Consider the following 25712-nt stretch of genomic DNA (forward strand, 5'->3'; position numbering starts at 1 on the left):
GGCCCTTAGTCGCCGGTGCGCTCAGCTTCCTTGAGGATGCGGTCGCGCCGCTTGAGAATGGCTTCAATCTGACGCGGGTGCAGATAGGGACGCAACTCCTGGGTCAGGTTGTCCATGTTCAGGCTTTGCAGGCGTCCGGCAAGCAGGTCAGAGACTTCCAGATCCACTTTGGCGTATTGCTTGGGGCGACGATCGGAAGTGCGGAAGGCCAGGCTATGATCGATGAATCGCAGCATGAACGACCGCTTGTCCCAGAGAATATTGGTGAGGTTGCGATCGGTATTATGGGTAAGGATGTCGAACACAAACCGCATCCGGTACTGTTCCCACTGCTTACAAAAGCTGTCAAAAGGCATGTCGAGTTCGAGACGGTCCCGCTCGTTGATTGAACCTGTTACCCAATCAGAGGAAGCACCCTCCTTGCCCTCTACCTCGGTGATCACAGACGCCGGCACCATTTCCATGCCCAACATCCGATCCAGCTTGTAGGCAGCCACATCGTACTGGTAGCGATCGCTGTCGTTATAGCGCCGGCTGATAAATTTCTTCGCGTTCTCCATGCCCGGGTGTGTGTCCTCGTACTTGAACACCGCATCGTTGGTAACGCCATCGCGCACCTGGGTCACACGCCAGGGGTTGGTGACGCCGGTACCAATCTCCTCAACATTGGTGACCGGGGCGGTGCGCATAAAATCCTCCACCTGGGCATCACTCATCGCCGACAGGCGCTGCGAAAGGCTGGTGTTCTCCTCGGCGACTTCGGCGCGTTCCGACGCCCCGAGGTAATGCACGTAATCGGGGCCATCATTGGAAATGAAGGCAGATGCCAGCCCGCGGTAAACCGGCCGGTACATACCCGTATCGAGCCTGATCACCAGGCCATCCATCCGCGAGATCGCCGTACCGGGATTGGGATCGTGGCCGACAACCACCTGCCGGGCCCCGACTTTCTTGAGAAATTTCTCGACGTTGTACGACTCCGACAGAGGGTGGCAACGGCTGGTGCCGCGATACCAGGTAGGCGCATTAAAGGGATCAAACACCAGGTACTCCTGGGCGGCGAATGCGACTCGCACATCTTCAAACCATTTGGGCCGGGAGCGCGGGTTGGCGGCGGAATACGCCTCTACCTGGGTGTTGATAAACGTCAGGCTGTCGTCGCGACTGACAAACAGCGGCAATTGCCCGGCCTTGCGCAGCGCATCTATGGCCGCCAGATAGCCCTGCAGTTCACCCTGTAACTTGAAGTTCAATTCCTTGAGGTCCATGTCGGTGATATTTGACGCAATACCGCCATGCATATACAGCTTGTCATTCACTTTCACGGCAAACGGCTGACGAGACAACCACGCCCCGAGCTTGCCATCTGTGGCATAGGCTTTGCGCAGACCGATGTACCCCGGTGGCATCGCCTCGTCGAAACTGGCGCGATCGGCCTGGGGATTGAATTGCTGGTACTGGCCAAAGAGCGCGTCGCGCTCTGCCGCTGTCTCGTCCTCGGCGAAGGCTGCAAACTCCGCCGCCGAGACGTAGTTGAGCTTGCCGGTGAGCACCATGACTTCGTGGTTACCGAGTACCATGTGGACAGCACCACCGGCCTGCCTGGCCTGTGATTCCAGCTTGATCATCAGTTCCACGACCTCACGCGAACCCGGGCCGCGATCAATCAGGTCGCCCACGGATACCAGGTGCGTATTGCCGCCCGTCCAGTTCAGCTGTGCGTCGATGACGCCTACTTCCTGTAGCAGTTGTATCCAGTCGTCGTAGGCGCCATGGACATCGCCAAACGCCACCACACGGGAATCTGTCTTGATGTCATAGTCGGCAGTATGCGCGGCCTGCGCCAATCCAAAAGCGAACAACAAACACAGAATACGAGAAAGCATGAAAACGTCCCTAGTTGAAGTCAGATTGCTCGAAGAAGTGTAGTGCCAATTCCAGGAATTGGCACGCCGGCAGCAGGCTTAGTCAACCCAACCCAGAACGTTGCGAATAATCGACCAGCGCGGCTCACGGGATTGAGCAGCGCCACCCAGCATCCAGTAGTTGTACATGGCGTCGATGGTGCCTTCCATGCGCTTGAGCTCAATCCAGTTATTGAGAAACTCCATGGTCTCGATATCGCCCTTGGGTACCGCATAGGCAGCGGGATAGCCAATTTGCACGGGCGGCTCGATTACCGTGTATTGGGGGTAGCGGTAAGCATAGGCAGAACCCTCTTCCACAGAGAGCACCAGGGCATCCGCCCCATGACTGGTATCGATGAAAAACTCCTCGGCCGATTCCAGACTGACAATATCGGCTTCCGGAATCAGGTGCTTGAGCCGCTCTTCGTGATAGTGGGTCTGAATCAACGCCACCCGCAGAGGCCCCTGAGCGCGCAGGGTGTACAGATCTTCAAACATCTGGCGCTGGTGATCCAGGGTGACAAAACCCAGCCGCAGCTCCAGGTAGGCCCGGGTAAAGCTGGCCATGGCAAAGCGGTCCGGCAGACTGGCGATGCATGACATAGCCACATCAATCTGGCCCGAATCGAGCATGGGCTTGAGCTCTTCAAACGAGAACGGCACGAACTCGAGGGCGACCCCGAGGTCGATGGCGAGGTACTGGGCCATCTCGACATCAAAGCCCACCAGTTCACCGTCCGGGGTGATAAAGCTACAGGGCAGATTTTCCGGGCGATAGCCCACCCGCAGCACACCCGTGTCAAAAATATGATCCAGGCGCGTTCCCTCGAGGCGGGTAAAGTCAGGCTCGGGCAGCTCGGTATGCACGGTGAACGGCAGCCACTCGTTCGCCAGCGAAACATTGGCCAGCACCTCATCGCGCGGCGGTGGCGGCGGCACGAAATGGTCAAAGTACAGGCGCAGGCCGCCAATCATCAGCACCATAGCCGCAACAGAGAGCCCCAGATAGCGCACCATAGAGCGCAGCGAGACCCGCAACCTGCCAACCAGGGCCAGGCTGCCGATGACGGAGATGACAATAATATGCAGCGCCGCCAGCATCGCTCCGAACCTACCCACGACAATGCCCGTGACCAGGAACAACTGGAACATATCCGCCGGAATCTGCAGTGAATTGAGCATGTAGGGCACAGCCACGTTAATACTGCCGAACAGGCTCAGCAACCCGCCAAATGCCAGCGAAGCCCGGTCGCCCATATCCAGAGCAGTGTCGGTAAACCAGGCTGAGAACAACACAAACAGCAACACCAGCAACTTGCCCAGCGACGGAAAGTTGAACGACACCGGCACCAGAATATCCACCGCGGAATGGGACTCCTCACTGTCCTCGCCATGGCGCTTGAGCAACTCTTTACAGTTCTCGGCGATCTGTGGCAGCACCACAAACTGATTGCCTGTGGCAAATGCTGTCACCAGAGGGTCGCGGAAGGTATTGAAGACTTCCTTGAAGGGTATGCCACTCATGGCGGCGATCAGACCGGGGAACATCCAGAAGGTAATGAGCAATGCCAGGGCGATATACGTGACCAGGTACACCTGTACACGCCCCACTTCATCGATCGTCATGGTGCCGGCCGCAGCCGCGGCAATGGCAAAGATACCCAGCGGCGTAAGCTGCACCATCAGCTGGTTGATACGGGCCATGGCAGCGGCGACCGCATCGAATACCTTGAGAATGCCTTCTTTCTCGTCGATGGTGATCAACGCCACCCCAACCAGAATACTGAACAACACCACCGCGGGGACCAGATTGTTCGACAGGGAGTAGAAAATATTGGCCGGCAGATAGAGTTCCAACAGATTGGCCTGCTCCACCACCATGGGCGTGGAACTGCCAAAGAAGGAGGCTGTATCGACATCTGGGAAGGCCAGCGCTGCACAGAAAATGAGGGCCAGGGCCATTGCCCAGATAAACAACAGCACCACTGCACCGCGCCAGGCCAGGTTGCGCGCGTGAGCCATACTCATATGGCCAATACCGGCGATCAGCGAAGCCACGATATAGGGCAGAACGGTAATCTGCAGCAGCTGGACAAATACATCGCCAACAACCTTGAACCACGCCACCATCTCTCCAAAGAACAGGCCTGTGGCAACTCCTGCCAGCAGGCCAACCAGTATTCTTCCCGACAGTGTCATAGCTGTGCTGTTATTCCCCTAGATAGTCGCCGATAATAGCAGATGATGATTTGTGGGAGACAGCGCCCGTGCTGGAACAACTAGAACTGGATCGCGGCCTGCGCCTGAGCATGGCTGAACTGGGATTCGACGAGGCCACCGAGGTGCAACAGGCCGTGGTGCCCGCTGCCCTGGAAGGTGGCGATCTGCGGGTGACCGCGGAAACAGGCAGCGGCAAAACCCTCGCCTACCTGCTGCCAGCACTGCAGCGCATTCTCACCAGTAAGCCCGATCGCAATGCCGGCGCCCTGGCGGTGATTCTGGTACCCACCCGGGAACTGGCGCGCCAGGTGCTCAAAAATTGCCGCGACCTGATGACCAAGACCCAACTGTCGGCACAGGCGATTACCGGCGGCGCCGATTTCAAGTATCAGAAAGCCCTGCTGCGCAAAAACCCGGAAGTCATTATTGCGACACCGGGCCGGCTTCTGGAGCACTGCGAAAAGGGCAGTGCCGATCTCGCGTCGCTGCAGACCCTGATTCTGGATGAGGCCGACCGCATGCTCGACATGGGCTTTCGCGAGGAAGTACTGGATGTCGCCAAGTACTGCGGCGACAAGCGCCAAGTCATCCTGTTATCGGCCACCCTCAAACACAAGGGCCTCGCGGTAGTCACCCGCGAACTGCTCAACAAGCCGCAAACCATCGCAATTAACGAAATCCGGGCGCCCCACAGCAGTATTCACCACCAGCGCATTCTGGCAGACAGCCAGGAGCACAAGGACAAACTGCTGGTGGCCTTGATGCAGAAAGGTGGCTTTACCCGCGCGCTGGTCTTCGCCAACAAGAGGGTGACAGCAGAGCGCCTCGCGGGCCTGCTGAGCCACAACGACCTGCGCTGTGGCTCGCTCCACGGCGATCTCAGCACCGAGGAGCGCAAGCATGTTCTGACGCAGTATCGCGACAGCAAAATTGACATTATCAGCGCTTCGGACGTTGCCGCCCGCGGTCTCGACGTAAAGGACATCGACCTGGTGGTGAACTACGACCTGCCCCGGTCCGGCGATGACTACCTGCACCGCACCGGCAGGACCGGCCGCGCCGGTGCCGATGGCCTCGCGGTGTCGCTGGTGGCCGCCAACGAATGGAACCTGATGATCAGCATTCAGCGCTACCTAAAGACTGAATTCGAAAAACGCGCCCTGCCTGGACTGAAGGCCAAGTACTCGGGCCCCAAGAAGACCAAGTCGTCCGGCAAGGCCAGCGGTAGCAAAAAGAAAACCAAGAAACCGGCCGCCAAGGCGAAATCGCGCGCACGCAACCAGAAAGCCAAGGGCAAGCCCAGCAACAAGCAGCTCAGCAACGATGGTTTTGCGCCCCTGATGAAGAAAAAGAAAAGCGACGATTAATGCGGCTGTTCTTCGGGCTGGAACCGCTTCCCGGGGAAGCCCGGGCCATAGCCGATTGGCGTGACCGCAGCCTGCCCGTGGATGGACGCGCGGTGCCGGCGGCGAATTTTCATATTACCCTCGCTTTCCTGGGTGAGCTGGACCAGCGGCGCCTGGAGCGACTGTGTGATGCGGTTGACAGCTGTGTTGACCAGTTGAATCCGGCAGGGCTCACCCTCACCCTGGACAACATCGGCTACTGGTCAAAGCCGCGCATCTGCTGGCTGGGGCCCAGCCGCTGGCCCGACCACCTCCCTGCCCTCGCCAAGCGACTCAATCACATTGGCGTCAGTGAGGGAGGCCGGCGCGAACGGAACAACTACCAGCCCCATGTCACCCTCTATCGCAGCTGCGATACACCACCCTCCGCACCGGCGCAGCCGCCAGCACTGCCAATGACCTGCGATCACTTCAGCCTTTACGAATCCCGCCAGGGACGTCAGGGCGTCAGCTATCACCCTCTGGCCAGCTGGGCGCTGCCCTTGTAAAAGGTCGGGACACCCCCCACAGTAAACAGATACCACCGCCTATTGGACAACCCGCCATGACGTATCCAGCAACGGCCGCCAAAAAGCTGCCCACTTTCTCCACGATTGACGTAGACCAGATCAAGGCCAGGATTGAAGGCCTGATTGAGCGCAACAAACGCGACATCGATACCCTGCTCACCAACAGCGACACATTCAGCTGGGACGATCTCCCGGGCGCTATCGAGGCCATGGATGAGGAGCTCGCCAGCGCCTGGTCACCCGTGTCGCACCTGAACCACGTGCGCAACTCTGACGAGTTGCGCGATGCCTATAACGCCTGTCTGCCGCTACTCTCCGCTTACAGCACCTGGAGCGGCCAACACCAATCCCTTTATCAGGCGTACCAGAGCATCGCCAACAGCCACGACTACGCCGCGCTGGATGCCGGTGCAAGAACAGCGCTGGACCACGCCCTGCGCGACTTCAAACTGGCAGGGGTCGCGCTGCCAGAGGATCGGAAACAGCGCTACGGCGAGCTCAAGGCGCGACTGTCTGAGCTGGGGGCCAAGTTTGGCGAGAACGTGCTCGACGCGACCAATGCCTGGTCGCGCCAGGCCACTGAGGAAGAGCTGGCAGGTTTGCCCGACAGCGCCCTGGCGGTAGCTCGGCAGGCCGCCGAGCAAAAAGGCCTCGATGGCTATCTGATCACCCTGGAGTTCCCTTCATACTTTCCGGTACTGACGTTCTGCGACAATGCCGAGCTTCGCCGCGAAGTTTACGAGGCGAACGCCACACGTGCATCGGAACTGGGCCCCCACTCCGGCCAGTTCGACAACGCCACCACCATCGTGGAAATTCTCGACCTGCGCCGGGAACTTGCCGAGATCCTCGATTTCGATAGCTACGCCGCGCTGTCACTGGCCACCAAAATGGCTGATGACCCCGACCAGGTCGTGGCCTTCCTGCGTGAGCTGGCGGCTAAATCTCGGCCCCAGGCACAGGCTGAGTTCAATGAGCTGGAGGCCTATGCCCGTGAAGAGCACGGCGTGGCCACCCTGAATGCCTGGGACGTGGGCTACTACAGTGAGAAGCTCAAACAGGCGCGCTACGAAGTCTCCCAGGAAGACATTCGCCCCTACCTACCCGTGAATCGAGTACTGCCCGGATTATTCGAAGTGGCAAAGCGTCTGTGGGGCGTCACTATTCGCGAGGTCGCCGACTTCGACAGCTACCACCCCGACGTACAGCTCTACGAAATAATGCGCGACGACGAGGTGATCGCCCGTTTCTATCTGGATTTGTATGCCCGCGCCCACAAGCGCGGTGGCGCATGGATGGACGGCTTCAGCCCCCGCCGAATGGCGGGCGACAGCATCCAGCTTCCCGTGGCCTTCCTGGTTTGCAACTTCACGCCGCCGGTGGGGGATGCGCCGGCGCTGCTTACCCACAATGAGCTGACCACCCTGTTCCACGAATTCGGTCACGGCGTGCACCACATGCTGACCCAGCAGACTGTGGCGGCCGTCAGCGGCGTTCACGGCGTGCCCTGGGACGCGGTGGAACTACCGTCGCAATTTCTAGAGAACTGGTGCTGGGAGCCCGGGGCGCTGGCATTTATTTCCGGCCACCATGAAACCGGCGAGCCGCTACCGCAGGCCTTGCTCGACAAAATGCTGGCAGCAAAGAACTTCCAAAGCGCCATGATGATGGTTCGCCAGCTCGAGTTTGCTCTGTTTGATTTCCTGCTGCACATGACCTGGAAAGGCGGCGATAGCACTGACGTACAAAAGATACTCGACGCTGTACGCAGCGAAGTCGCCGTGATGCCGATCCCCGGGTTCAATCGCTTTCAGAACAGCTTCTCGCACATTTTCGCCGGCGGTTATGCCGCGGGCTACTACAGCTACAAGTGGGCCGAAGTGCTCTCCGCAGACGCGTTCTCACGGTTTGAGGAAGAAGGTATTTTCAATGCCGACACCGGCTTGTCTTTTTTGCAAGAGGTGCTGGAGGTCGGCGGTTCCAAGGAACCCATGGCGGCGTTTATTGCCTTCCGCGGCCGCGAACCGAGCATTGAACCACTGCTGAGGCACAGCGGCATTGCGGCCTGAGGAAGCGCCTGCTGGCTTAGTTTAAATCCGCCAGCACCGCCCTCACCTCGGCTCGCACCCCATCGATGGCGGCGACAACCGCATCGGCCGCGGTGCGCTCCTCGGCCACCTCAGCCCAGTTCGCGCTCCACACCGATTTAAGCGCTGCGGCAGAGGCCACCACGGCCTCGCTGCAGCTGCCGCTCAGATCGTTAATCAACCCTACCTTGACCCAACCGTCCCGGGGGCTGCCCCGATCCAGATCACGATCGTAGTGAGCGGCATAAACCACTTGTTCCAGTTCGGCCAGCTGCAGCAGTAACTCGAAGGAGGCCTCACGCACATTATTGTTGTGCTCGGTAACCTCCAGCCGCCAGACGTTGTAGGAGAAACCCACCAGAGCAAACAGCACGCTGAACAGTGCTGTCGCCTGGTAAACCTTCAGCCTCGCGTCGGTGGCGCTGGCCAACCTGCCTGCTCCTTCAGTCTTCGCTGCCCAGCCACTTGTAGACAATACCGGCCAGCGCAGCACCGACAATCGGCGCTATCCAGAACAGCCACAGCTGGCTGATCGCCCAGCCGCCTTCATACAGGGCAACGCCGGTAGAGCGCGCAGGATTCACCGAGGTATTGGTGACCGGAATGCTGATCAGGTGAATGAGCGTCAGGCCCAGACCAATCGCAATCGGGGCCAGGCCCGCCGGAGCGCGCTCATCCGTGGCACCCAGAATAATAATCAGGAACATGAAGGTCATCACCACCTCACAGACCAGCGCGGCGGTCAGGCTGTAGCCACCCGGTGAATGCTCACCATAGCCATTGGAGGCAAATCCTGCTGTCTCGAAGCCAGCCACGCCGCTGGCGATGACGTATAGCACGCCACCGGCGACAAGGCCGCCGAGGACCTGGGCGATGATATAAGGCACCAATTCATTCGCGGGGAAGCGCCCGCCGACCAACAGGCCGACCGACACAGCGGGATTCAGGTGACAACCGGATATGTGGCCGATGGCAAAGGCCATCGTCAATACCGTGAGACCAAAGGCCAGGGAGACACCCAGCCAGCCAATACCGACTTCAGGGGCACCGGCGGCCAGCACCGCACTGCCACACCCCCCAGAACCAGCCAGAAGGTACCGATGAACTCGGCGCCCAGTTTCTTGCTCATGCTCATTTTCACCACTCCTTTCTTATTGTCGCCTTGCGGGCGTTACAGGTATTCGGTGTTCACAAACAGATTAGCACAGCTGTGCGGCACAGGGAGATCCGCGGCCTATTGCCTCCACAGGGCGCTGGCCCGCTGCCCCGGCCCGGAGGCCACCCACACCTCGAGTTCCACCAGACCATCGTCTGCACACTCTGCGAGCAGCTGCTGCAAGAGGTAGTGGGAAAATTCCTCGACGGTGGCATTGCGCAGGGGTAGCAGCAGGCTGTCACACTTTAGAAAGCTCATTTCCTCGCCGTTGAATCGGACCCGATAGTTTTCGCCCTGCTCCTCGATCTCCTGATAGGGCGAATCGGCGGCGAGAATCATGTACTCATCCAATTTTTCACAGAGCGAGGCAATACGGCGCTTGTATACGTTGTAGTCAGCGGCAAAGCCATTGTCGCCCATTGGGGCGACAATTCGGGCCGACACGGAGTAATTGTGGCCGTGCAGCCGCTCTCGCTCCGTAGCGGAGAAGATCGTGTAATGGGCCGCAGAGAACTTGTGGCTCTCCTTGTCGATATGCAGGGTTGTTGTTCTGGTCATCCGTCCATTGTGGTGCGTGCGTATGTAGAGCGCAACCGGGCTCGCTTGACGCTCCGGTTAAAATCATCGACTCTTTTACGCAATCAAAACAACGGCGGATTTATGAAGGCAGCAATTATCACTGGTGCCAGTGTAGGTATTGGCAGGGAAACAGCGCGACTGTTTCTGGAACAGGACTACCAGGTATACAACCTCTCGCGCCGGGCCTGCCCGCTGGACGGGGTCAACAATATCAGTTGCGACCTCGCTGACATCGCCTCCATCGAAGCGGCCTGCAATGAGCTGACCTCCGCCCTGGCGGGAGCCGAGTGCATAACCCTCATTCACAACGCCAGCCAGATGCGCAAAGACGCCGCCGACGACTGTGCCAGTGACAGCCTGGCCGCCGTACTGGACACCAATGTGGTGGCTATCAACAGCCTCAACCAGGCGCTGCTACCGATCATGCCAGAAGGGTCCAGCCTGTTATATGTTGGCTCGACACTCTCCGAGAAAGCCGTATCAGGCTCCTTTAGTTACGTCATCAGTAAACACGCTCAATTGGGCATGATGCGCGCCACCTGCCAGGACCTCATGGGTCGCGGTATACACACCGCGCTGGTCTGCCCCGGCTTTACTGACACCGAGATGCTTAGGACCCACATTGGCACCGATCCCGAAACAGAGCAGGCTATCGGCAGCATGAACAGCTTTGGCAGGCTAATTGATCCCACGGAGATCGCCGCGCTACTTAACTGGGCGCACGCTAACCCCGTGATCAACGGTGCAGTGCTCCACGCTAACCTCGGCCAGAAAGAATCCTGATGAGCGAATTGACCAGCGGGCAACTTAACGAGCGCCGCGAACGCGTTTTCCTGGTGCTGGCAGGAACATTCCTATGCGCCATGACGCTGCTGAATATCATCGGCATTACCCGATTTGTACAATTGGGCCCGATGGCACTCGCGGTAGGTGTGCTGCCCTACCCCCTGACGTTCCTCTGCACAGACCTGATCTGCGAGCTGTATGGACGCAAGCGCGCCAACTTCCTGGTCACAGTAGGGCTGGGACTGAACTTCATGATTCTGGGTGTATTGCTGCTGGGCAACGCGCTGCCTTCAGTACCCGCCGACCAGATGCCGCCCTGGCAGATCCTGCAACTGGCTGCACCCGTACACCTGCCCAACGGAGATACGGTGGAGCAAACCGTGGGGCTATATCAGTTGATCTATGCCACCACCTCCGGCGCGGTGTTTGCATCCATGCTCGCCTATATCGCAGCGCAGTACTGCGACGTGCAGCTGTTCCACTTCTGGAAGCGCGTCACCAAGGGCAAATATCTGTGGGTTCGCAACAACTTCTCCACACTGATGAGCCAGATGGTGGATTCGGTTATGGTGATTACTGTGACCTTCGGCGCCGCCTTCCTGCGCGACGAACTCACCTTCAAAATGATGATCGTACTGGTGGCGAGCAACTACATCTTCAAAGCGACCGTCGCCTTGATCGACACTGGGCCGTTCTACCTGGGCGTTCACTATCTGCGCAGGTATCTGGTACTGGAACCGGGTGAGACAGCCACCCACGTCTGAGTCGCTATTCCCTGGTTTCGCGGATCTTGATCCAGAGCAGGACCAGGGCAATAGCCCCCATAATAAGATAAGACGTATTCAGGGTGCCGCGGGTGAGCCAGTCTCCGGCGACGATCCATGCTGAGCACAGCACCACTATCAACGGCAGGGCTATGGCGAGTTTCTGGCCTTTGGTTCTTGGCATTGCTATTCATCCGTCTCGCTGTTCTTATTCAGCTGTACCAATATCTGCACTGACAAGAGCGCGACCACCAGACCAACGCCAACCATCGCGCCGACTATAAGCCCATATAGATCAGACCCATCTTGGTAGGCAAACAACAGTCCCAGTCCGATACAGGCCGCGTATAGCAAACTCCTTCCATGCTCTTGTATCTCTACCTCCAAGGAAAGGCCGTGGTGCTCGACTCACTCTCCCATCCATAGGTGTTGTCTATGAGTAGCACCAGATCGCAGTTCTCTCCACAATTTCGGTAACAACCGAAAGTCGACCCGGTGGCTCGAACTTAACACTTCAGATAGATGATAGAGCCGAATCGACCGAAATTGGCAGTTCAGCGTAATTGCGATTCGGGCCCGGCGAGCCTAACCTGATGCTCACGGACTGCAGGCAACACAAGGATGTGTGAGCGATGCAACTTTTTCGACAGCAAGCGCTGGACGCCCAGCGCCAGCGGCTCTACGGCGAGGTTCTGCTCATGCCTCGAGTACCACATTTGGTGTGTACAGCCCTTCTACTCGGCTGGTTTTTGCTGACCATCACACTCCTGATGAATGGCCGCTACGCCAGCCGTGAGATCGTGCAGGGATGGCTGCAGCCGGTACAGGGTTCCATCGATATCACCGCGCCCGCCGACGCCACTATTGCCGAGATTCACGTTCGCGACGAGCAGCATGTCGCCCCAGGACAGCCTCTGCTCTCACTGCGCCGCGCACGCACAATGACTTCTGGCGTAGTGATGGAAGAGAGCCTTCTCGACCAATTCTGGGAGCAGCATGCATCGCTAATCAATCGTCGTGAGTTAACGCAATCGCGATTCACCCATTTGGCTCAGCGCGCTCGAAATTCCCTGTCACAGTCCGAACAGGAGCTTGATTACCTCGCTGAACAAATTCTCGCTGCGAGCGCAGAGGTCGATATTCTGCAATCAAGAGGGCGAGATGCGCGCGCTCTTGCTCAAGCCGGGCACCTACCCCTGCACAGCGCTGACAATGCCGACCTGCGTCATCTGACTGGCGTCAGGGAACTTGCCGCGCTTCGGCAGCGTGAGCGGGCCCTGGCATCGCGCATAGTGATACAGCAAAGCGAACTCGAACTACTGCCTAATGACATCGAAGAATCCATCGCCGCGCTGGATTTTCAGATTAGCCAGGTATTGCAATCGATCTCCCAACTCGAAGCTGATGGTCACTTCACCGTTACCGCGCCCCGGAAGGGCACAGTCAGCAACCTCCAGGCAAGGCGTGGCGCACAGGTCGCAGGGATAACAGGCCCGCTGATGCGAATCACCGCCAGCGAACACCTTGAAGCCAAGTTACTCGTCCCGGTTCGCGCCGCCGGCTTTCTACGCAAAGGGCAGTCCGTTGCTCTGCAATACCATGCGTTTCCACACCAGAAATTTGGCTCATTCGAAGGCGAGATTACGCAATTCTCTGGCCAGGCCCTGATTCCCAGCCACATCGATAACAATCCGCTAGTCCTTGCTGAACCGGTGTATCAGTTAACGGTAAGCCTTCGCAATCAGGAAGTGGAGGCCCAGGGGGATCGACTTCCATTGCTTCCGGGCATGACACTGGATGCCATCATTATTCTTGGCGAGCGTTCCTTGCTCGAGTGGCTGCTTGCCCCGATCTATGCACTCAAGGGGCGTTTGCTGTGAACATGACCGCACTCGCCACAGACCGCGGCTCTAATGCCTTCTCGAGCGGGCTGCCGGTGATTTATCAGGCTGAGGCAGCCGAATGCGGACTCGCCTGCCTGGCCATGGTGGGCCGCTATTTCGGCCATGATATCGATTTGCGCTCGCTGCGCTGTCGTTTTCCGCAATCGCTTCAGGGGACCACTCTGAAGACATTGATGGACATAGCCCGGCAGATAAATCTCATGCCACGCGCGCTGCGCTTCGAGTTGGACGTGATCAAGGAACTGGAGACGCCATGCCTGTTGCACTGGAACATGAATCACTTCGTAGTACTCCGGGGCATGAAAGGAACTCAAGCAGTTATTCACGACCCTGCCCGGGGCAAGGTGCTGTGCTCTTATGACGAACTGTTCACTTCGGTAAGTGGCATCGCCATGGAACTGTCCCCTGCCATCGATTTCAAGCGCCTGCAGGATCGCCACAAACTCAGGCTCTCTGACCTATGGACAGGTGTTCACGGCCTGGGACGCAGCCTCGGCGCGGTGATCACGCTATCATTGATGCTGCAGATTGTATTGCTGGCATCACCGCTATATCTGCAGTTTGTAGTCGACGAAGCGATTCCACGCCGGGACATTGACCTCCTGCGCGCACTTGCTCTGGGCTTCGCAGTTCTACTCGTGTTCGAGGTCATCAGCCGCAGTCTACGCGCCATGCTGGTTCTGAACCTATCCAGCAGACTGAACCTGCAGCTCGCTACCAATCTGGTCAACCACTTGCTGCGCCTGCCCCTTAACTACTTCCATTCGCGCCACCTGGGGGACATCGTATCGCGATACAGCTCATTGGGCGCAATACGACAACTTCTCTCTGAGGGCTTGGTCGCCATTGTTGTCGATGGCGTGCTATCTACAATTGCGCTGGTAGCCATGTTTATTTACAGCCCCCGCTGACGCTGCTGATACTCTTGGTCACCCTGCTATACCTGGGCACCCGAATCGCACTGTTCCCGGCGATACGCCGCCGTACCGAGGCGACGATTCAGGCTGACGCGGTGGCGCAAAGTTCTCTGATGGAGTCGGTGCGCGCAATAGCGCCTGTGAAACTGCACCAATGTGAAACAGAACGGGTGCAGCAATGGCAGCACCGTCTGACCAAAACAATCGCCGCCGATATTGGCGCACAGAAGCTGGGTATTCTCCACACAGGAATCAATACCGCACTTTTCGGCGCGGGCCAGCTGCTACTCGTCTATCTCGCAGCCGGTTTTGTCATGGCGAATCTTATGACGATAGGCATGCTCTACGCCTTCATCGCTTATTCGCAACGCTTCGTGCAGGGCGTAGGCAGCCTGATCGAGCAATGGATGTCGCTGCGAATGCTCAATGTCCACCTGGATCGTCTGGCCGACATCGCACTCACCGCCGCAGAGCCGCGACCGACACCCTTGATAAGCACATCCGCTGAGCAACAAGCCCTCGACCATTGCCTCAAAATCGAATCGCTGTCCTTCACCTACAACGGCACCTCAGAACCGGTGTTCGAAGACATAAATCTGCTTATCGAGCCCGGCGAGGCAGTGGCGATTACCGGGGCCAGTGGATGCGGAAAAACAACACTACTGCAATGCCTTGCGGGCCTTATTCACCCCACTTCAGGGCGAGTACTTTGGAACAACCGGGATATCTTCAGTCACGATAACTACCGGGCGCAAATCGCCTGCGTCATGCAGGACGATCAATTGCTAAGCGGCAGCATCGCCGACAACATATGCTTCTTCGACAATGTGCCTGACATGGACCGCATCGTTCAATCGGCAATATCCGCATGCGTTCACGAAGACATTACCAGGCTACCCATGCAGTACAACACACTGGTCGGCGACATGGGCACCAGCCTTAGCGGCGGTCAGAAACAGCGCATCTGCATTGCCAGAGCACTCTATCGACTGCCGAAAATTCTCATCATGGATGAAGCAACCAGCCATCTCGATGCGCGCTGTGAAAAGAGATTATCGAACAACATTTCCCGACTACCAATGACGCGAATCGTCGTGGCACACAGAGAATCAACAATCGAAACGGTCGACCGCCGTATAAAACTGTAGAGCCTCGGCAGCCATGCAAAAAATCGAAAGACAGGCCACAAAAAGAGGACCAAACCGTGGATTGTTCACTCAATGTCGGCTGCGAGGCCACGGACTCGCACCAAACCCGCCTATACCTATAACCGTAAGGCAATTTCATCAAGGAATACAAAATGACTACTCATCTTACGAACAGCATCCGGCCATTAATCGACGAGGAAATCTCGACTGTATCGGGCGGGATAGCCCCCATTGTAGTGGCCGGAGCTTCGCTGGCCATGAACTCAGCCGTACGCTCACTGGGAACAGCTCTGGTCAGCCGCGGTCTCGCCGTGTATGCGATCTACGATGCCGCGAAGTTCGCCGGCGGTTCAGGAGGGAGCACCAAAAGAGCTGCAGACGAAACGACAGCGAACTAACCGCTTTGTGCCGCGAGCCTAAATGGGTTCGTGGCATTCAATTTTGTGAACTAGAATCAATGAAGCTCAAACAGGTAGGTTGACTGTGAGAACGACAAGACAGTGCCCCGAATGTGAATCTGGCAAGGTTCAGATCGCAGCCATTAGAGATGGCGCGAGATGCGACTACTGCCATTCCAATATAGAGGCAAACTTCGGCTGTTCCATTGTTGCGCCATTCGCGCTTGCAGGCCTGATGATGATGGCTTATCGACTCGAGTTGGACTATCTGGGCCACTTTCTGCTCGGCCTCCTACTCGTCTACGCGATCTATCACAAGTTCATCACTTCTCACTGGTTCCCACTGAAGTGTTATGAGGATGCGTGGTAAACCAAGCAAGCCAAAGCGCACTGAAGTCTTTAGGGCAAAAACATCGAGCGCAACGCGCTCCAAGGAAACGTCATGAAAGCTAAATGCACACAGAAAAGAGAGATCTCGACAAATGAAGCGGTGCTTGTAGCCGGCGGCAATGCCAGCTCCTACTCGCACATTGCCCCACCTTCACCTAGCAATCTATTCTCACGACAAATAACGCCCCCGTCGCACAGTGCTTCGCCGCGCTCTACCGCATCGCGGGCGTCATTCGAACCCTAGCAGAATCTGAAACCAGACAGACAAGAGGGCTATCTAATGACCCGTCTCTCAAACGCATTTCTATTCGCCCTGACATGCTTCATCGTGGTAGTCATCGCGACCGACCTACAAGTCTATGCATCAGCCACACCAGAGAGAAAAGAGTTCCTGCTGGCCCTCATACCCATAAAGTACACACTGCCATTGGCGGTATGGCTGATCGCCAGCGCTTTCGCCCGGTGGAAGCCGGGCGCAAGCCGCATGAAGGAACGCGAAGAGTAGCTACTGCTCTTCGCGCTTACCCTCTACCCAATTCGACACCATTTGCTCCAGCACGGGCAACGGGACTGCACCGCCGCCAAGCACCGTGTCGTGAAACTCGCGAATATCGAACTGCTCACCCAGGCGGCATTCGGCATCCGCTCTCAACGCCTGAATTTTCAACATGCCGGCTTTGTATGAGGTCGCCTGCCCAGGCGCCACCAGGTAGCGCTGGATCTCGGAGCGAACAGCGCTCTCAGGAATAGCCGAATTATTCAGCATGTAGTCCACAGCCTGCTCCTCACTCCACGCTTTCGCGTGCAGGCCTGTATCAACCACCAGCCGAATCGCGCGCCAGATCTCTGCTACCAGCCGCCCGAAGTTATTGTACGGGTCCTGGAACGCGCCCATTTCCAGCGCCAGGTATTCCGAGTAAAGTGCCCAGCCTTCCCAATAGGCTGAGTAACCCACATTGTTGCGGAACTGGGGAATGCCCGTCAGCTCTTTGGCGATCGACAACTGCATGTGGTGCCCCGGGCTACCCTCGTGGTATGCAGTGGTCTCCAGATCGGTCTTGTTGTAGGCCGTCATGTCAGATAAATGGATATAGTAAATACCCGGCCGCGATCCATCGGCGGTACCCACCTGGTAAAACTGGGCCGCACCATCCTGCTCACGATAGGGCTCTACCCGTTTCACTTCCAAGGGTGATGTGGGCAGAATCCCAAAGTACTCGGGAAGCTTAGGCTCCAGTTCCAGGAGCAGGCGTTTCACATCGACAATATAGGCTGCACGCCCCGCATCGGTATCGGGGTAATAGAAGCGCTCATCGTCACGGACGTAGGCAAAGAAATCCTGCAGACTGCCCTTGAACCCCACCTCACGCATAATTGTCGCCATCTCTGCCTGAATGCGCGCCACTTCAGTGAGACCCAGTTGATGGACTTCTTCCGCCGACATATCGGAATGCGTATAGAAGGCCAGGCGCTCTGCGTAGTAGGCGTCACCATCAGGCAGGCTGTGCACACCTTTCGGGCTCGCAGAGGTATTTTCGATATCACCTTCATGCCAGGCGATGAGTGCCTCATAGGCAGGCTGAAAATCTTCGCGCAGGGCCTGCGCGAGTGCTTCTGTCAGCGCGTCCTTACGCCTGGCGTCGATAGTGCCGGCATCGTGCAGGGCCGCAATCTTGGCAACACCATCTGCCCAGACGACAGACTCTTCACCCTCAGCGGCGAAAGGCTTCCCTGAAATAACGCCTCGAGACTCGGTAATAACCGTTTCATACGCGAAACGCGGTGGACGAATACCCATGGATGCGGCCTTCTGTGCCCTCACCAGTCCCTGACCCAGAGCACCAGCAAGGCCTTTGACACGCTCTATATAGGCCACCATGTCAGCGTCGGAATCTACGCGGTGATAATTCAGCAGAAAACGCACCGGATAGGTGTGCAGTGCCCGAAACTGGTCAAAGACATATCCGTGATACAGAAAAGGCAGCTGGGCGGCATCGCTGTCAGCGCGGAACGTCCAGAAGTCGAACGACACCTGTTCCTGGGGCGTAAGTGCATCGTAATCATAGAGTTGTGCCATCCGCGCAGCACTATCCACCAACGTCGCTGTCTCCTGCTCCTGCGCGGCTACGCTCCAGTCGTCTACCTGGTCGTATTTTTCCTTGCTCCCGTAGGCGGTCAGGGTCATGGGGCTGGCCTGCAGCTCCTGCTCGTAAGCCTGGTCCAGCCAGTTATTCAGGGGCGGCGGCTTCGGGCTGGCTGCCAGCACGGCGGTTTGGCCAACCAGCGATACTGCGACGGCGGCAATCAATGCACGCATGGTGATTTCCTTTGAGTGACAGATAAAAAAAAGGGATGGCAATAATGCCATCCCAAAGGGGGTTTGTAACAGCCTCGAGGCCGATCAGGCCGCCAGCGGCTTGCTGCGCGCAGAGTGCAGAATATCTTCTGCCAATGTCTCGGCAATAAGGTTGGTTTCGCGATGACTTTCGTCCGCACGCGTCAGTACCTGGGAAAGCGTATGTTCGATGTGATTAACGTGTTCACGCTTTTTCGCTTCAGTGGAGCCCACACGCTGATGATGCACATCGATAATACCGCCGGCGTTGATCAGAAAATCCGGGCAGTAAAGTATGCCGCGATCCATCAGGCGAGCACCGTCCTGCTCAGTCGCCAGCTGGTTGTTGGCCGCACCGGCCACAATTCCCGCGCGCAGTTGCTCGATCGACTGCACATTCAGTACCGCGCCCATGGCGCAAGGCGCAAATACATCCGCCTCCTCTGAGAGAATACTGCCGGGGTCAACCACGTGGATGCCGTGATCTGCCACTGCGCGGTCGATGTTGGCCTGATTCACATCGGCAGCAACAACTTCTGCACCGTCGGCGACCAGGAATTTGGCGAGGTAATAGCCCACATGCCCAAGCCCCTGCAGCGCCACGCGTACACCCCGGGTATCGCTCTGCCCCAAACGGTGTCTTACCGCTGCGCGGATACTGATAAATACACCCCAGGCCGTGCTGGGCGAGGGATCACCGCCAAATTCATTGTCGTCCATACCACTGACATGGGGCGTGCGTTCGGCCATCAGGCGGATGTCTGCAACGCCTGTTCCGGAATCTTCCGCAGCCACATAGCGGCCACCTTGGGAGTGGACAAAGTCACCCATCGCACGGATGAGTTCAGGGGTTTTGTCTTTGCGAGAATCGCCAATGATCACCGATTTACCGCCCCCAAAAGGCAGGCCCGCCAGAGCTGATTTATAAGTCATGCCACGCGACAGACGCAGCACATCATGCAGGGCGTCGTCTTCACTGACATAGGGGAACATTCGGCACCCCCCCACGGCGGGACCAAGTGTCGTACTGTGAACGGCAATAATCGCACGCAGGCCGGTGGCCTCGTCTCTACCAAAGGTAACCAGTTCATGGCTATCGAAAGCCGGTGCTGAGAAGATGGACATCCACTTATCCTCTATTGTGTTGTTATATCGATATCAGGCAGCGTTAACGAACTGCACAGTCTCTTCGGAAACATCCCCTTGGAAACGTTTCATGAATACATCCCGCTGGGCCAACACCCGCTCGCGATTGCGGTCCTTGACGTGGCCATAGCCGCGCAGACGGCGCGTATCATCCACCGCTTCTACCGCAGCCGCGTAGTTGCCATCGTCCAGACCACCCGCAAACTCCGCCAGCATGGCGCGAAACTCCGCCAGATCCTGACGCTCACGTTTGCGTTCTGCGGTATAGCCAAACACATCTAACGCAGAACCGCGCAAGCCGCGCAGCTTCGCGAGCAGACCGAAGGCTTTCATCATCCAGGGGCCGTAGGCCTGTTTCTGCAGATCACCCGTATCGGGATCACGCTTGGCCAGCAGCGGCGGAGCCATGTTGAAGCGCAACTCAAAATCACCTTCAAACTGCGCTTCAATCTTGCGCTGGAATTCACCGTCGGAATACAGGCGAGCCACTTCATACTCATCTTTAATCGCCATCATCCGGAACAACTGCCTGGCTGCCGCCAGTGTCAGTGAATGGCTATTCTCGGAGTGGGGGTCACGCTTACGCAGTGCCTGTATTTCAGCGCGATACTCGTCGGCCAGTGCCTGTCCCTGGTAGCTGACCAGTCGAGCGGCGCGATCCTCGAGTACTTCATCGAGTGTTTCGGGAAACTTCTCAGGCGCCTCGCTACGCACCAGCTGCAGTACTTTCTGGGGCTGATGGGCACAGCGGCGCCCCACAGGAACGCCTGTTTATTAAATTCAACAGCCACGCCATTGAGTTCAATGGCCTGCTCCAGGGCAGCGGCGGACACGGGCACCAGGCCCTGTTGCCAGGCAAAGCCCAACAGGAACAGATTGCTGGCAATGGAATCGCCCAGTAGCTGAGTCGCAATTTCGGTCGCGTTGATGAAGTGGCAGGCGTTGTCGCCGACTTCCGTTTCGATCTTGTCCTTCATCGAGGCGGTCGGGAACGGCGCATCCGGGTTTAACACAAAGGCAGAAGTGGCCACTTCCTTGTCGTTGACCACAGCTCGTGTACGCCCATGAGCAACCTTGCCCATGGCCTCGTAAGTAGAGGTCACGACCATATCGCAGCCTACCAGCAGGTCGGCCTCACCCGCGGGAATGCGCACCGCCTTGATCTCATCCTGGTGGTTGCTCACCCGCACATGGCTGACGACGGCGCCAAATTTCTGGGCGAGACCAGTCTGGTTCATGGTGGCACAACCCTTGCCCTCGATGTGTGCGGCCATGGCCATCAGCGCGGTAATTGTCAGCACACCAGTGCCGCCCACACCTGTCACGACCGTATTCCAGGGGCGCTCCAGTGCAGGCAGCTGGGGCTCGGGCAGGGGATCAAAGAGAACGTCAGTGCCGCTCAGGTCACCCGCCGACTTCTTCAGCTTGCCGCCCACCACGGTAACAAAACTCGGGCAGAAACCGTTGGCACAGCTGTAGTCTTTATTACAGGCGCTCTGGTCAATCTCTCGTTTGCGGCCCAGTGCTGTTTCCTTGGGCATAACAGACAGACAGTTGGATTTAATGCTGCAGTCACCGCAGCCCTCGCACACCTCGTCATTGATAAAGAGCCGCACGTTGGGGTCATCCATGATGCCCTTCTTGCGACGGCGGCGCTTCTCCGCCGCGCAGGTCTGCTGGTAGACAATCACCGAGGTGCCTTTGAATTCGCGCAGCTCTTTCTGCAGCGCGTCCATTTCATCGCGGTGATGCAGACTGAAGCCCGGCACATCGCGGAACTGGCCGCGCCACTGTTCTGGTGCGTCGCTCACCAGCGTAATGCGGCGCACGCCTTCGCCGCGCAATTGCAGTATCAGGTCACCCACACTCAGGGGGCCATCAATGGGCTGCCCACCGGTCATAGCCACTGCATCGTTGTACAGAATTTTGTAGGTAATGTTCACACCGGCGGATACCGCAGCGCGAATAGCGAGAATGCCCGAATGGAAGTAAGTGCCGTCGCCGAGGTTCTGGAACACGTGTTCAGTATCGGTAAACGGCGCCTGGCCAATCCATGTCGCACCCTCGCCGCCCATTTGCGTGAACGTGTGCGTTTCGCGGTCAGGCATCCAGGTGGCCATATAGTGACAACCAATGCCACCCAGAGCGTGGCTGCCTTCAGGCACTTTGGTTGAGGTGTTGTGCGGACAGCCGCTACAGAAGTGCGGTACGCGCTCAATGGTGTCGCGCGGTGTGGCCAGCGAGGCTTCTTTTTCCTCGATCCAGCGGATGCGCTGTTCCATGCTCTCGGAGTTGTAGAATTTGCGCACACGGCCGGCAATCGCCAGGGCTACTGTCGCCGGGGTAAGCTCACCCAGGTTTGGCAGCAGATCGCGGCCGTCTTCGTCGAATTCGCCAATCACGCGGGGGCGGGAGCCCACAGGGTAATTGTAGAGTTGGCCCGTTAACTGGTCTTCGATGATCGAGCGCTTTTCCTCGACCACAAGTATTTCTTCAAGGCCTTCGGCGAACTCATGGGTACCCTGCGGCTCGAGCGGCCAGGGCATGCCCACTTTGTAAACACGCAGGCCGATTTCCGCAGCCACGGCCTCGGTAATGCCCATATCCTCAAGCGCCTGCATAACATCCAGGTAGGCCTTACCGCTGGTGATAATGCCCAACCTGGCGTTGGGGCTATCGACCACAATCCGGTCGATACTGTTGGCACGGGCAAACGCGCGCGCCGCGTAAATCTTGTATTTGTTGAGCCGCAGTTCCTGGTCGAGGGGCTTGTCCGGCCAGCGGCCGTGGACACCGTCTTCCGGCAGGTCAAAGTCCTCCGGCACGACAATCTGAATACGCCCGGGATCGACATCGGCGGAAATCGCCGAATCCATGTTTTCGGTAATGGCCTTGAGTGCCACCCAGCAACCCGAGTAGCGCGACAGTTCCCAACCCATAACGCCAAGATCGAGCACTTCCTGCACATTGGCAGGTGCCAGTACAGGCACAGAAGCGCCCATAAACATGTGCTCAGACTGGTGAGGCAAGGTTGAGGACTTACAGGCGTGGTCATCACCGGCAACGGCCAGTACACCGCCATAGCGCGAGGTGCCAAAGGCATTGGCGTGCTTGATCACGTCCATGGACCGGTCGACGCCAGGGCCTTTGCCATACCACATGCCAAACACGCCATCGTACTTGGCGCCCTGAAAAAGGTTGGTCTGCTGGCTACCCCACACGGCGGTAGCGGCGAGGTCTTCGTTAATACCTGCCTGGAAGTGAATATTGTGCTCGGCAAGGAACGGCCGTGCCTTCCACATCGCCTGGTCGACGTTACCCAGCGGGGAACCCCGGTAGCCCGAGATGAATGCCGCTGTGTTCAACCCGCGCGCCACATCCCGCTGGTGCTGCAGCATCGGCAGGCGCACTAACGCCTCAATGCCTGTCATATAAGCACGCGTTGCATCCAGTGCATATTTGTCGTCCAGAGAGACTTTACGGAACTGAGCGGATCCCATTGCTATCACCATGCCGGCCATGCTTATTAGTGCCGATATTCTGAGCGATTCCAGCGGGAATTATTATTTGATTTACGCACGTTTTAAGACAAAATATGCATAAATTATCTATTTGAAAATACATAAGAGAATAATATGACCGAATCACTGGCCAAACAGGACGTAGAAATCCTGAAAATACTCCAGCGGGACGCCACGACAAGCACCGCCGCCATCGCCGAGCGCATCAACCTGTCTCAATCACCCTGCTGGCGCCGCATCAATCGCCTTGAGGAAGACGGCCTGATCAAGCGACGCGTGGCCCTGCTCGACCGGGCCGCCCTGGGAATGGACGTGGTAGTATTCGCCACCATTAACCTCACCTCTACCGGGCGCCAGAACCTGATCGAGTTCGAACAGGCCATTGTGGGCCACCCGGAAGTCACCGAGTGTTACACCATGACCGGGATATGGGACTATATGCTGAAGATCGTCACTCGCGACATTCGCCATTACGAGGAATTCGTGCGTAACACACTCACCGCCAGCCCCTCCATACGCGAGCTGCACTCGCATATGGCGGTTACCGAAATCAAGAACACCACCGAACTACCACTGGATACCCAACTGTAAATGGTCACCCTGCAAACGAAGCTGCCCAAGGTCGGCACCACCATTTTTACCCGCATGTCGGCCATGGCCGCAGAGCACAATGCCATCAATCTCTCCCAGGGCTTCCCGGACTTCGAGGCTCCGCTGGGGCTGCGCGAGGCGCTCGCCAGGGCCACCATGGAGGGCCACAACCAGTACGCACCCATGGCCGGCCTGCCCGCGCTGCGCGAACAACTGGCACATCAGTTGCAACTTACCCGGGGCGTTTCCGTAAACCCCGACACTGAAATTACCGTGGTACCAGGAGCCACCGAGGGCATTTACTGCGCCGTGATGGCCTGCGTGAAACCCGGCGATGAAGTAATTGTGCTCGACCCCTGCTACGACAGCTACGAACCTTCTATCGAACTGGCCGGAGGCGTGGCTATCCACGTGCCGCTGGGCAACGATGGTTTCTCGCCAGACTGGCAGAAAATTCGCGACGCCGTTACCCCGCGCACCCGCATGATCATGGTCAACACACCGCACAATCCAACGGGCAGCACATTTACCCCTGCAGACATGGACGAGTTGCAGGCGCTGGCGGAGGAGCATGACCTGCTGGTCAGTAGCGACGAAGTCTACGAGCACCTGATTTACGATGGCAGGCAGCACTGCTCCGTTTTGCAATGGGAAGGCCTGCGCCAACGCAGCTTCGCCCACTATTCCTTTGGCAAGACATTCAGCGTCACGGGCTGGAAGACCGGCTATTGCGTGGCGCCGCCTGCACTCACCGCAGAGATGCGCAAAGTGCATCAATTCGTGGCGTTCGTGGCGGTAACCCCCGTCCAACAGGCCATCGCAGACTTCCTCGCGGCGGAACCAGGCTACCCGCAGACCCTCGCCAGCTTCTACCAGGCGAAACGCGATCTGTTCTACAATGCCCTGGCAGATTCGCGCTTCAAGATCACCCCCAGCGGAGGCACCTATTTCCAGCTGCTGGACTACAGCGCCATTACTGATACGCCGGATTATGAGTTGTGCGAACAGTGGACGCGCGACGTAGGTGTCGCCTCCATCCCCATATCCATTTTTTCCGAGCAGCCGCAGGCGCAACACTATCTGCGATTCTGCTTTGCCAAGTCCGACGAGGTACTGCTGCAGGCAGCGGAGATTCTATGCAAGATTTAAACGTCACTCTGGTTCAGCGGCCACTGGCCTGGGAGTCACCCGAAGACAATCGCCGGCAAATCGCCAAGTCGATCGCCGAACATGCCGCCCAGTCAGACCTGATCGTACTGCCAGAAATGTTCACCACCGGTTTTTCAATGAATGCCCTGGCCAATGCCGAGGCACCCGGCGGCGCCACCGAACAATGGATGCAGGCGCTGGCCCAACAATACGATTGCGCCATTACCGGCAGCGTCGCGATTGCGCCGGTTACCGAGGCGGAACAGACAACGGTCTACAACCGCATGCTGTTCGTCACACCAGATAACTGCCATCACTACGACAAGCGCCACCTATTCCGCATGGCGGGAGAGCACAAACGCTATGGCGAGGGCAAGGAACGCGTTGTGGTCGCCTGGCGCGGATGGCGCATTCTCCTCCAGGTGTGTTACGACCTGCGCTTCCCGGTGTTCGCCCGCAATCAGGGGGACTACGACATGGCACTGTTTGTCGCCAATTGGCCGGACACTCGCGCCCTGCACTGGCGATCACTGCTGGTTGGCCGCGCCATTGAAAACCAGGCCTGTGTGGTCGGGGTCAATCGTATTGGCAACGACGCCAATAATCTGAGCTACAGTGGAGACAGTCTCGCCGTGAAAGCAGACGGCACACTCGCTATCGATATGGCGGGTGCCGAAGACGTTCGCACCGCCACATTCTCAGGCGAGGAACTGGCTGAGTACCGCAAGCGTTTTCCCTTTGCCGCGGATGCAGATGAGTTTAAGCTGATGTAAGTGAACGGAATTCAACCGGGGGAGTC

Annotated in this window: 21 protein-coding genes and 2 pseudogenes; 13 read left to right on the top strand and 10 right to left on the bottom strand. The window is 57.8% G+C overall.

All coding sequences use genetic code 11. From position 1 onward, the window contains the following. Positions 1-5: 5 nt before the first annotated feature. Positions 6-1886, bottom strand: a complete 1881-nt coding sequence (locus BST95_RS17980) for a metallophosphoesterase (protein WP_084200806.1) — start codon at positions 1884-1886, stop codon at positions 6-8. A gap of 78 nt (positions 1887-1964) precedes the next feature. Beyond that, entirely contained in the window at positions 1965-4106 is a 2142-nt protein-coding gene (locus BST95_RS17985) for a cation:dicarboxylate symporter family transporter (protein ID WP_084200807.1), read from the bottom strand. Between the two features lie 68 nt (positions 4107-4174). Between BST95_RS17985 and BST95_RS17990 the strand changes: the two genes are divergently transcribed. Genes BST95_RS17990 through prlC form a run of 3 tightly spaced genes read left to right on the top strand, consistent with a single transcriptional unit; the run spans position 4175 to position 8111 of the window. After that, a complete protein-coding gene (locus tag BST95_RS17990; protein WP_205737301.1) occupies positions 4175-5494 on the top strand; it encodes a DEAD/DEAH box helicase in 1320 nt (439 codons plus the stop codon). Then, positions 5494-6021 carry an RNA 2',3'-cyclic phosphodiesterase gene (gene thpR / locus BST95_RS17995; RefSeq protein ID WP_084200808.1) on the top strand — a complete coding sequence of 176 codons (528 nt, stop codon included), beginning with the start codon at positions 5494-5496 and terminating at the stop codon, positions 6019-6021. Before BST95_RS17990 ends, thpR begins: the two co-directional genes overlap by 1 nt. A 56-nt stretch (positions 6022-6077) precedes the next feature. Beyond that, on the top strand, positions 6078-8111 hold the full coding sequence (prlC, locus tag BST95_RS18000) for an oligopeptidase A (RefSeq protein WP_084200809.1): 2034 nt from the start codon (positions 6078-6080) through the stop codon (positions 8109-8111). A 16-nt stretch (positions 8112-8127) separates the two neighbouring features. On the opposite strand, the gene BST95_RS18005 is transcribed toward prlC, so the two are convergent. The 3 genes from BST95_RS18005 to BST95_RS18015 form a co-directional block, all read right to left on the bottom strand. Continuing rightward, positions 8128-8559: a hypothetical protein gene (locus BST95_RS18005; RefSeq protein WP_084200810.1), complete on the bottom strand. Its 432-nt coding sequence runs from the start codon at positions 8557-8559 to the stop codon at positions 8128-8130. A 13-nt stretch (positions 8560-8572) separates the two neighbouring features. Beyond that, positions 8573-9190, bottom strand: a complete 618-nt coding sequence (gene aqpZ, locus BST95_RS18010; RefSeq protein ID WP_276205904.1) for an aquaporin Z — start codon at positions 9188-9190, stop codon at positions 8573-8575. A 173-nt stretch (positions 9191-9363) separates the two neighbouring features. After that, positions 9364-9843 (bottom strand): 6-pyruvoyl trahydropterin synthase family protein, encoded by a 480-nt coding sequence (locus BST95_RS18015; RefSeq protein WP_084200811.1) that lies wholly within the window; start codon positions 9841-9843, stop codon positions 9364-9366. Between the two features lie 102 nt (positions 9844-9945). Here BST95_RS18015 and BST95_RS18020 point away from each other — a divergent pair, with 102 nt between their 5' ends. After that, positions 9946-10647, top strand: coding sequence for an SDR family NAD(P)-dependent oxidoreductase (locus BST95_RS18020; RefSeq protein ID WP_084200812.1), 702 nt, complete (start codon positions 9946-9948; stop codon positions 10645-10647). Then, positions 10647-11414, top strand: a complete 768-nt coding sequence (locus tag BST95_RS18025; protein WP_084200813.1) for a queuosine precursor transporter — start codon at positions 10647-10649, stop codon at positions 11412-11414. Before BST95_RS18020 ends, BST95_RS18025 begins: the two co-directional genes overlap by 1 nt. 4 nt (positions 11415-11418) lie before the next feature. Here the strand turns inward: BST95_RS18025 and BST95_RS18030 are convergent, their stop codons facing one another. Continuing rightward, positions 11419-11598: a hypothetical protein gene (locus BST95_RS18030; protein ID WP_084200814.1), complete on the bottom strand. Its 180-nt coding sequence runs from the start codon at positions 11596-11598 to the stop codon at positions 11419-11421. Positions 11599-12046: 448 nt separating this feature from the next. Between BST95_RS18030 and BST95_RS18040 the strand changes: the two genes are divergently transcribed. From BST95_RS18040 to BST95_RS18060, 5 genes and pseudogenes are all read left to right on the top strand, one after another. After that, positions 12047-13294 carry an HlyD family secretion protein gene (locus BST95_RS18040; protein WP_084200816.1) on the top strand — a complete coding sequence of 416 codons (1248 nt, stop codon included), beginning with the start codon at positions 12047-12049 and terminating at the stop codon, positions 13292-13294. 2 nt (positions 13295-13296) lie between these two features. Next, a pseudogene (locus BST95_RS21450) lies at positions 13297-13713 on the top strand (cysteine peptidase family C39 domain-containing protein); the annotation flags it as partial. Next, positions 13711-15383: pseudogene (locus tag BST95_RS21180) on the top strand (peptidase domain-containing ABC transporter). The pseudogenes BST95_RS21450 and BST95_RS21180, both read left to right, overlap by 3 nt. 152 nt (positions 15384-15535) lie before the next feature. After that, complete coding sequence (locus BST95_RS18055; RefSeq protein ID WP_084200819.1) at positions 15536-15781, top strand: hypothetical protein; 246 nt, start codon at positions 15536-15538, stop codon at positions 15779-15781. Positions 15782-16451: 670 nt separating this feature from the next. Continuing rightward, positions 16452-16676 (top strand): hypothetical protein, encoded by a 225-nt coding sequence (locus BST95_RS18060; RefSeq protein WP_084200820.1) that lies wholly within the window; start codon positions 16452-16454, stop codon positions 16674-16676. Here the strand turns inward: BST95_RS18060 and BST95_RS18065 are convergent, their stop codons facing one another. From BST95_RS18065 to BST95_RS18075, 4 genes are all read right to left on the bottom strand, one after another. Beyond that, the gene (locus BST95_RS18065; RefSeq protein WP_084200821.1) at positions 16677-18488 is read right to left on the bottom strand and encodes a DUF885 domain-containing protein; all 1812 of its coding nucleotides are present in this window, start codon (positions 18486-18488) and stop codon (positions 16677-16679) included. Between the two features lie 84 nt (positions 18489-18572). Then, positions 18573-19631 (bottom strand): Glu/Leu/Phe/Val family dehydrogenase, encoded by a 1059-nt coding sequence (locus BST95_RS18070; protein ID WP_084200822.1) that lies wholly within the window; start codon positions 19629-19631, stop codon positions 18573-18575. A gap of 33 nt (positions 19632-19664) precedes the next feature. Then, positions 19665-20297 carry a DUF6537 domain-containing protein gene (locus BST95_RS20750; RefSeq protein ID WP_338073427.1) on the bottom strand — a complete coding sequence of 211 codons (633 nt, stop codon included), beginning with the start codon at positions 20295-20297 and terminating at the stop codon, positions 19665-19667. Beyond that, positions 20198-23152, bottom strand: a complete 2955-nt coding sequence (locus tag BST95_RS18075) for an indolepyruvate ferredoxin oxidoreductase family protein (protein ID WP_240500230.1) — start codon at positions 23150-23152, stop codon at positions 20198-20200. The genes BST95_RS20750 and BST95_RS18075 overlap by 100 nt, the downstream gene beginning before the upstream one ends. Positions 23153-23287: 135 nt before the next feature. Between BST95_RS18075 and BST95_RS18080 the strand changes: the two genes are divergently transcribed. The 3 genes from BST95_RS18080 to BST95_RS18090 are packed head-to-tail and all read left to right on the top strand — an operon-like array spanning position 23288 to position 25686. Continuing rightward, positions 23288-23764, top strand: a complete 477-nt coding sequence (locus BST95_RS18080) for an Lrp/AsnC family transcriptional regulator (protein WP_084200823.1) — start codon at positions 23288-23290, stop codon at positions 23762-23764. Next, complete coding sequence (locus tag BST95_RS18085; protein ID WP_084200824.1) at positions 23765-24913, top strand: methionine aminotransferase; 1149 nt, start codon at positions 23765-23767, stop codon at positions 24911-24913. It begins immediately after the preceding gene. After that, positions 24901-25686 carry an amidohydrolase gene (locus BST95_RS18090; protein ID WP_084200825.1) on the top strand — a complete coding sequence of 262 codons (786 nt, stop codon included), beginning with the start codon at positions 24901-24903 and terminating at the stop codon, positions 25684-25686. Before BST95_RS18085 ends, BST95_RS18090 begins: the two co-directional genes overlap by 13 nt. Positions 25687-25712: the final 26 nt, after the last annotated feature.

The organism is Halioglobus japonicus, assembly GCF_001983995.1.
Taxonomy (GTDB): domain Bacteria; phylum Pseudomonadota; class Gammaproteobacteria; order Pseudomonadales; family Halieaceae; genus Halioglobus; species Halioglobus japonicus.

Bases quoted from the DNA above. Each gene is read 5' to 3' on its own strand.
- BST95_RS17980 (WP_084200806.1), bottom strand. From the start codon at position 1,886: ATGCTTTCTCGTATTCTGTGTTTGTTGTTCGCTTTTGGATTGGCGCAG.
- BST95_RS17985 (WP_084200807.1), bottom strand. From the start codon at position 4,106: ATGACACTGTCGGGAAGAATACTGGTTGGCCTGCTGGCAGGAGTTGCC.
- thpR (WP_084200808.1), top strand. From the start codon at position 5,494: ATGCGGCTGTTCTTCGGGCTGGAACCGCTTCCCGGGGAAGCCCGGGCC.
- prlC (WP_084200809.1), top strand. From the start codon at position 6,078: ATGACGTATCCAGCAACGGCCGCCAAAAAGCTGCCCACTTTCTCCACG.
- BST95_RS18015 (WP_084200811.1), bottom strand. From the start codon at position 9,843: ATGACCAGAACAACAACCCTGCATATCGACAAGGAGAGCCACAAGTTC.
- BST95_RS18020 (WP_084200812.1), top strand. From the start codon at position 9,946: ATGAAGGCAGCAATTATCACTGGTGCCAGTGTAGGTATTGGCAGGGAA.
- BST95_RS18025 (WP_084200813.1), top strand. From the start codon at position 10,647: ATGAGCGAATTGACCAGCGGGCAACTTAACGAGCGCCGCGAACGCGTT.
- BST95_RS18030 (WP_084200814.1), bottom strand. From the start codon at position 11,598: ATGCCAAGAACCAAAGGCCAGAAACTCGCCATAGCCCTGCCGTTGATA.
- BST95_RS18040 (WP_084200816.1), top strand. From the start codon at position 12,047: ATGCAACTTTTTCGACAGCAAGCGCTGGACGCCCAGCGCCAGCGGCTC.
- BST95_RS18055 (WP_084200819.1), top strand. From the start codon at position 15,536: ATGACTACTCATCTTACGAACAGCATCCGGCCATTAATCGACGAGGAA.
- BST95_RS18060 (WP_084200820.1), top strand. From the start codon at position 16,452: ATGACCCGTCTCTCAAACGCATTTCTATTCGCCCTGACATGCTTCATC.
- BST95_RS18065 (WP_084200821.1), bottom strand. From the start codon at position 18,488: ATGCGTGCATTGATTGCCGCCGTCGCAGTATCGCTGGTTGGCCAAACC.
- BST95_RS18070 (WP_084200822.1), bottom strand. From the start codon at position 19,631: ATGTCCATCTTCTCAGCACCGGCTTTCGATAGCCATGAACTGGTTACC.
- BST95_RS18075 (WP_240500230.1), bottom strand. From the start codon at position 23,152: ATGGGATCCGCTCAGTTCCGTAAAGTCTCTCTGGACGACAAATATGCA.
- BST95_RS18080 (WP_084200823.1), top strand. From the start codon at position 23,288: ATGACCGAATCACTGGCCAAACAGGACGTAGAAATCCTGAAAATACTC.
- BST95_RS18085 (WP_084200824.1), top strand. From the start codon at position 23,765: ATGGTCACCCTGCAAACGAAGCTGCCCAAGGTCGGCACCACCATTTTT.
- BST95_RS18090 (WP_084200825.1), top strand. From the start codon at position 24,901: ATGCAAGATTTAAACGTCACTCTGGTTCAGCGGCCACTGGCCTGGGAG.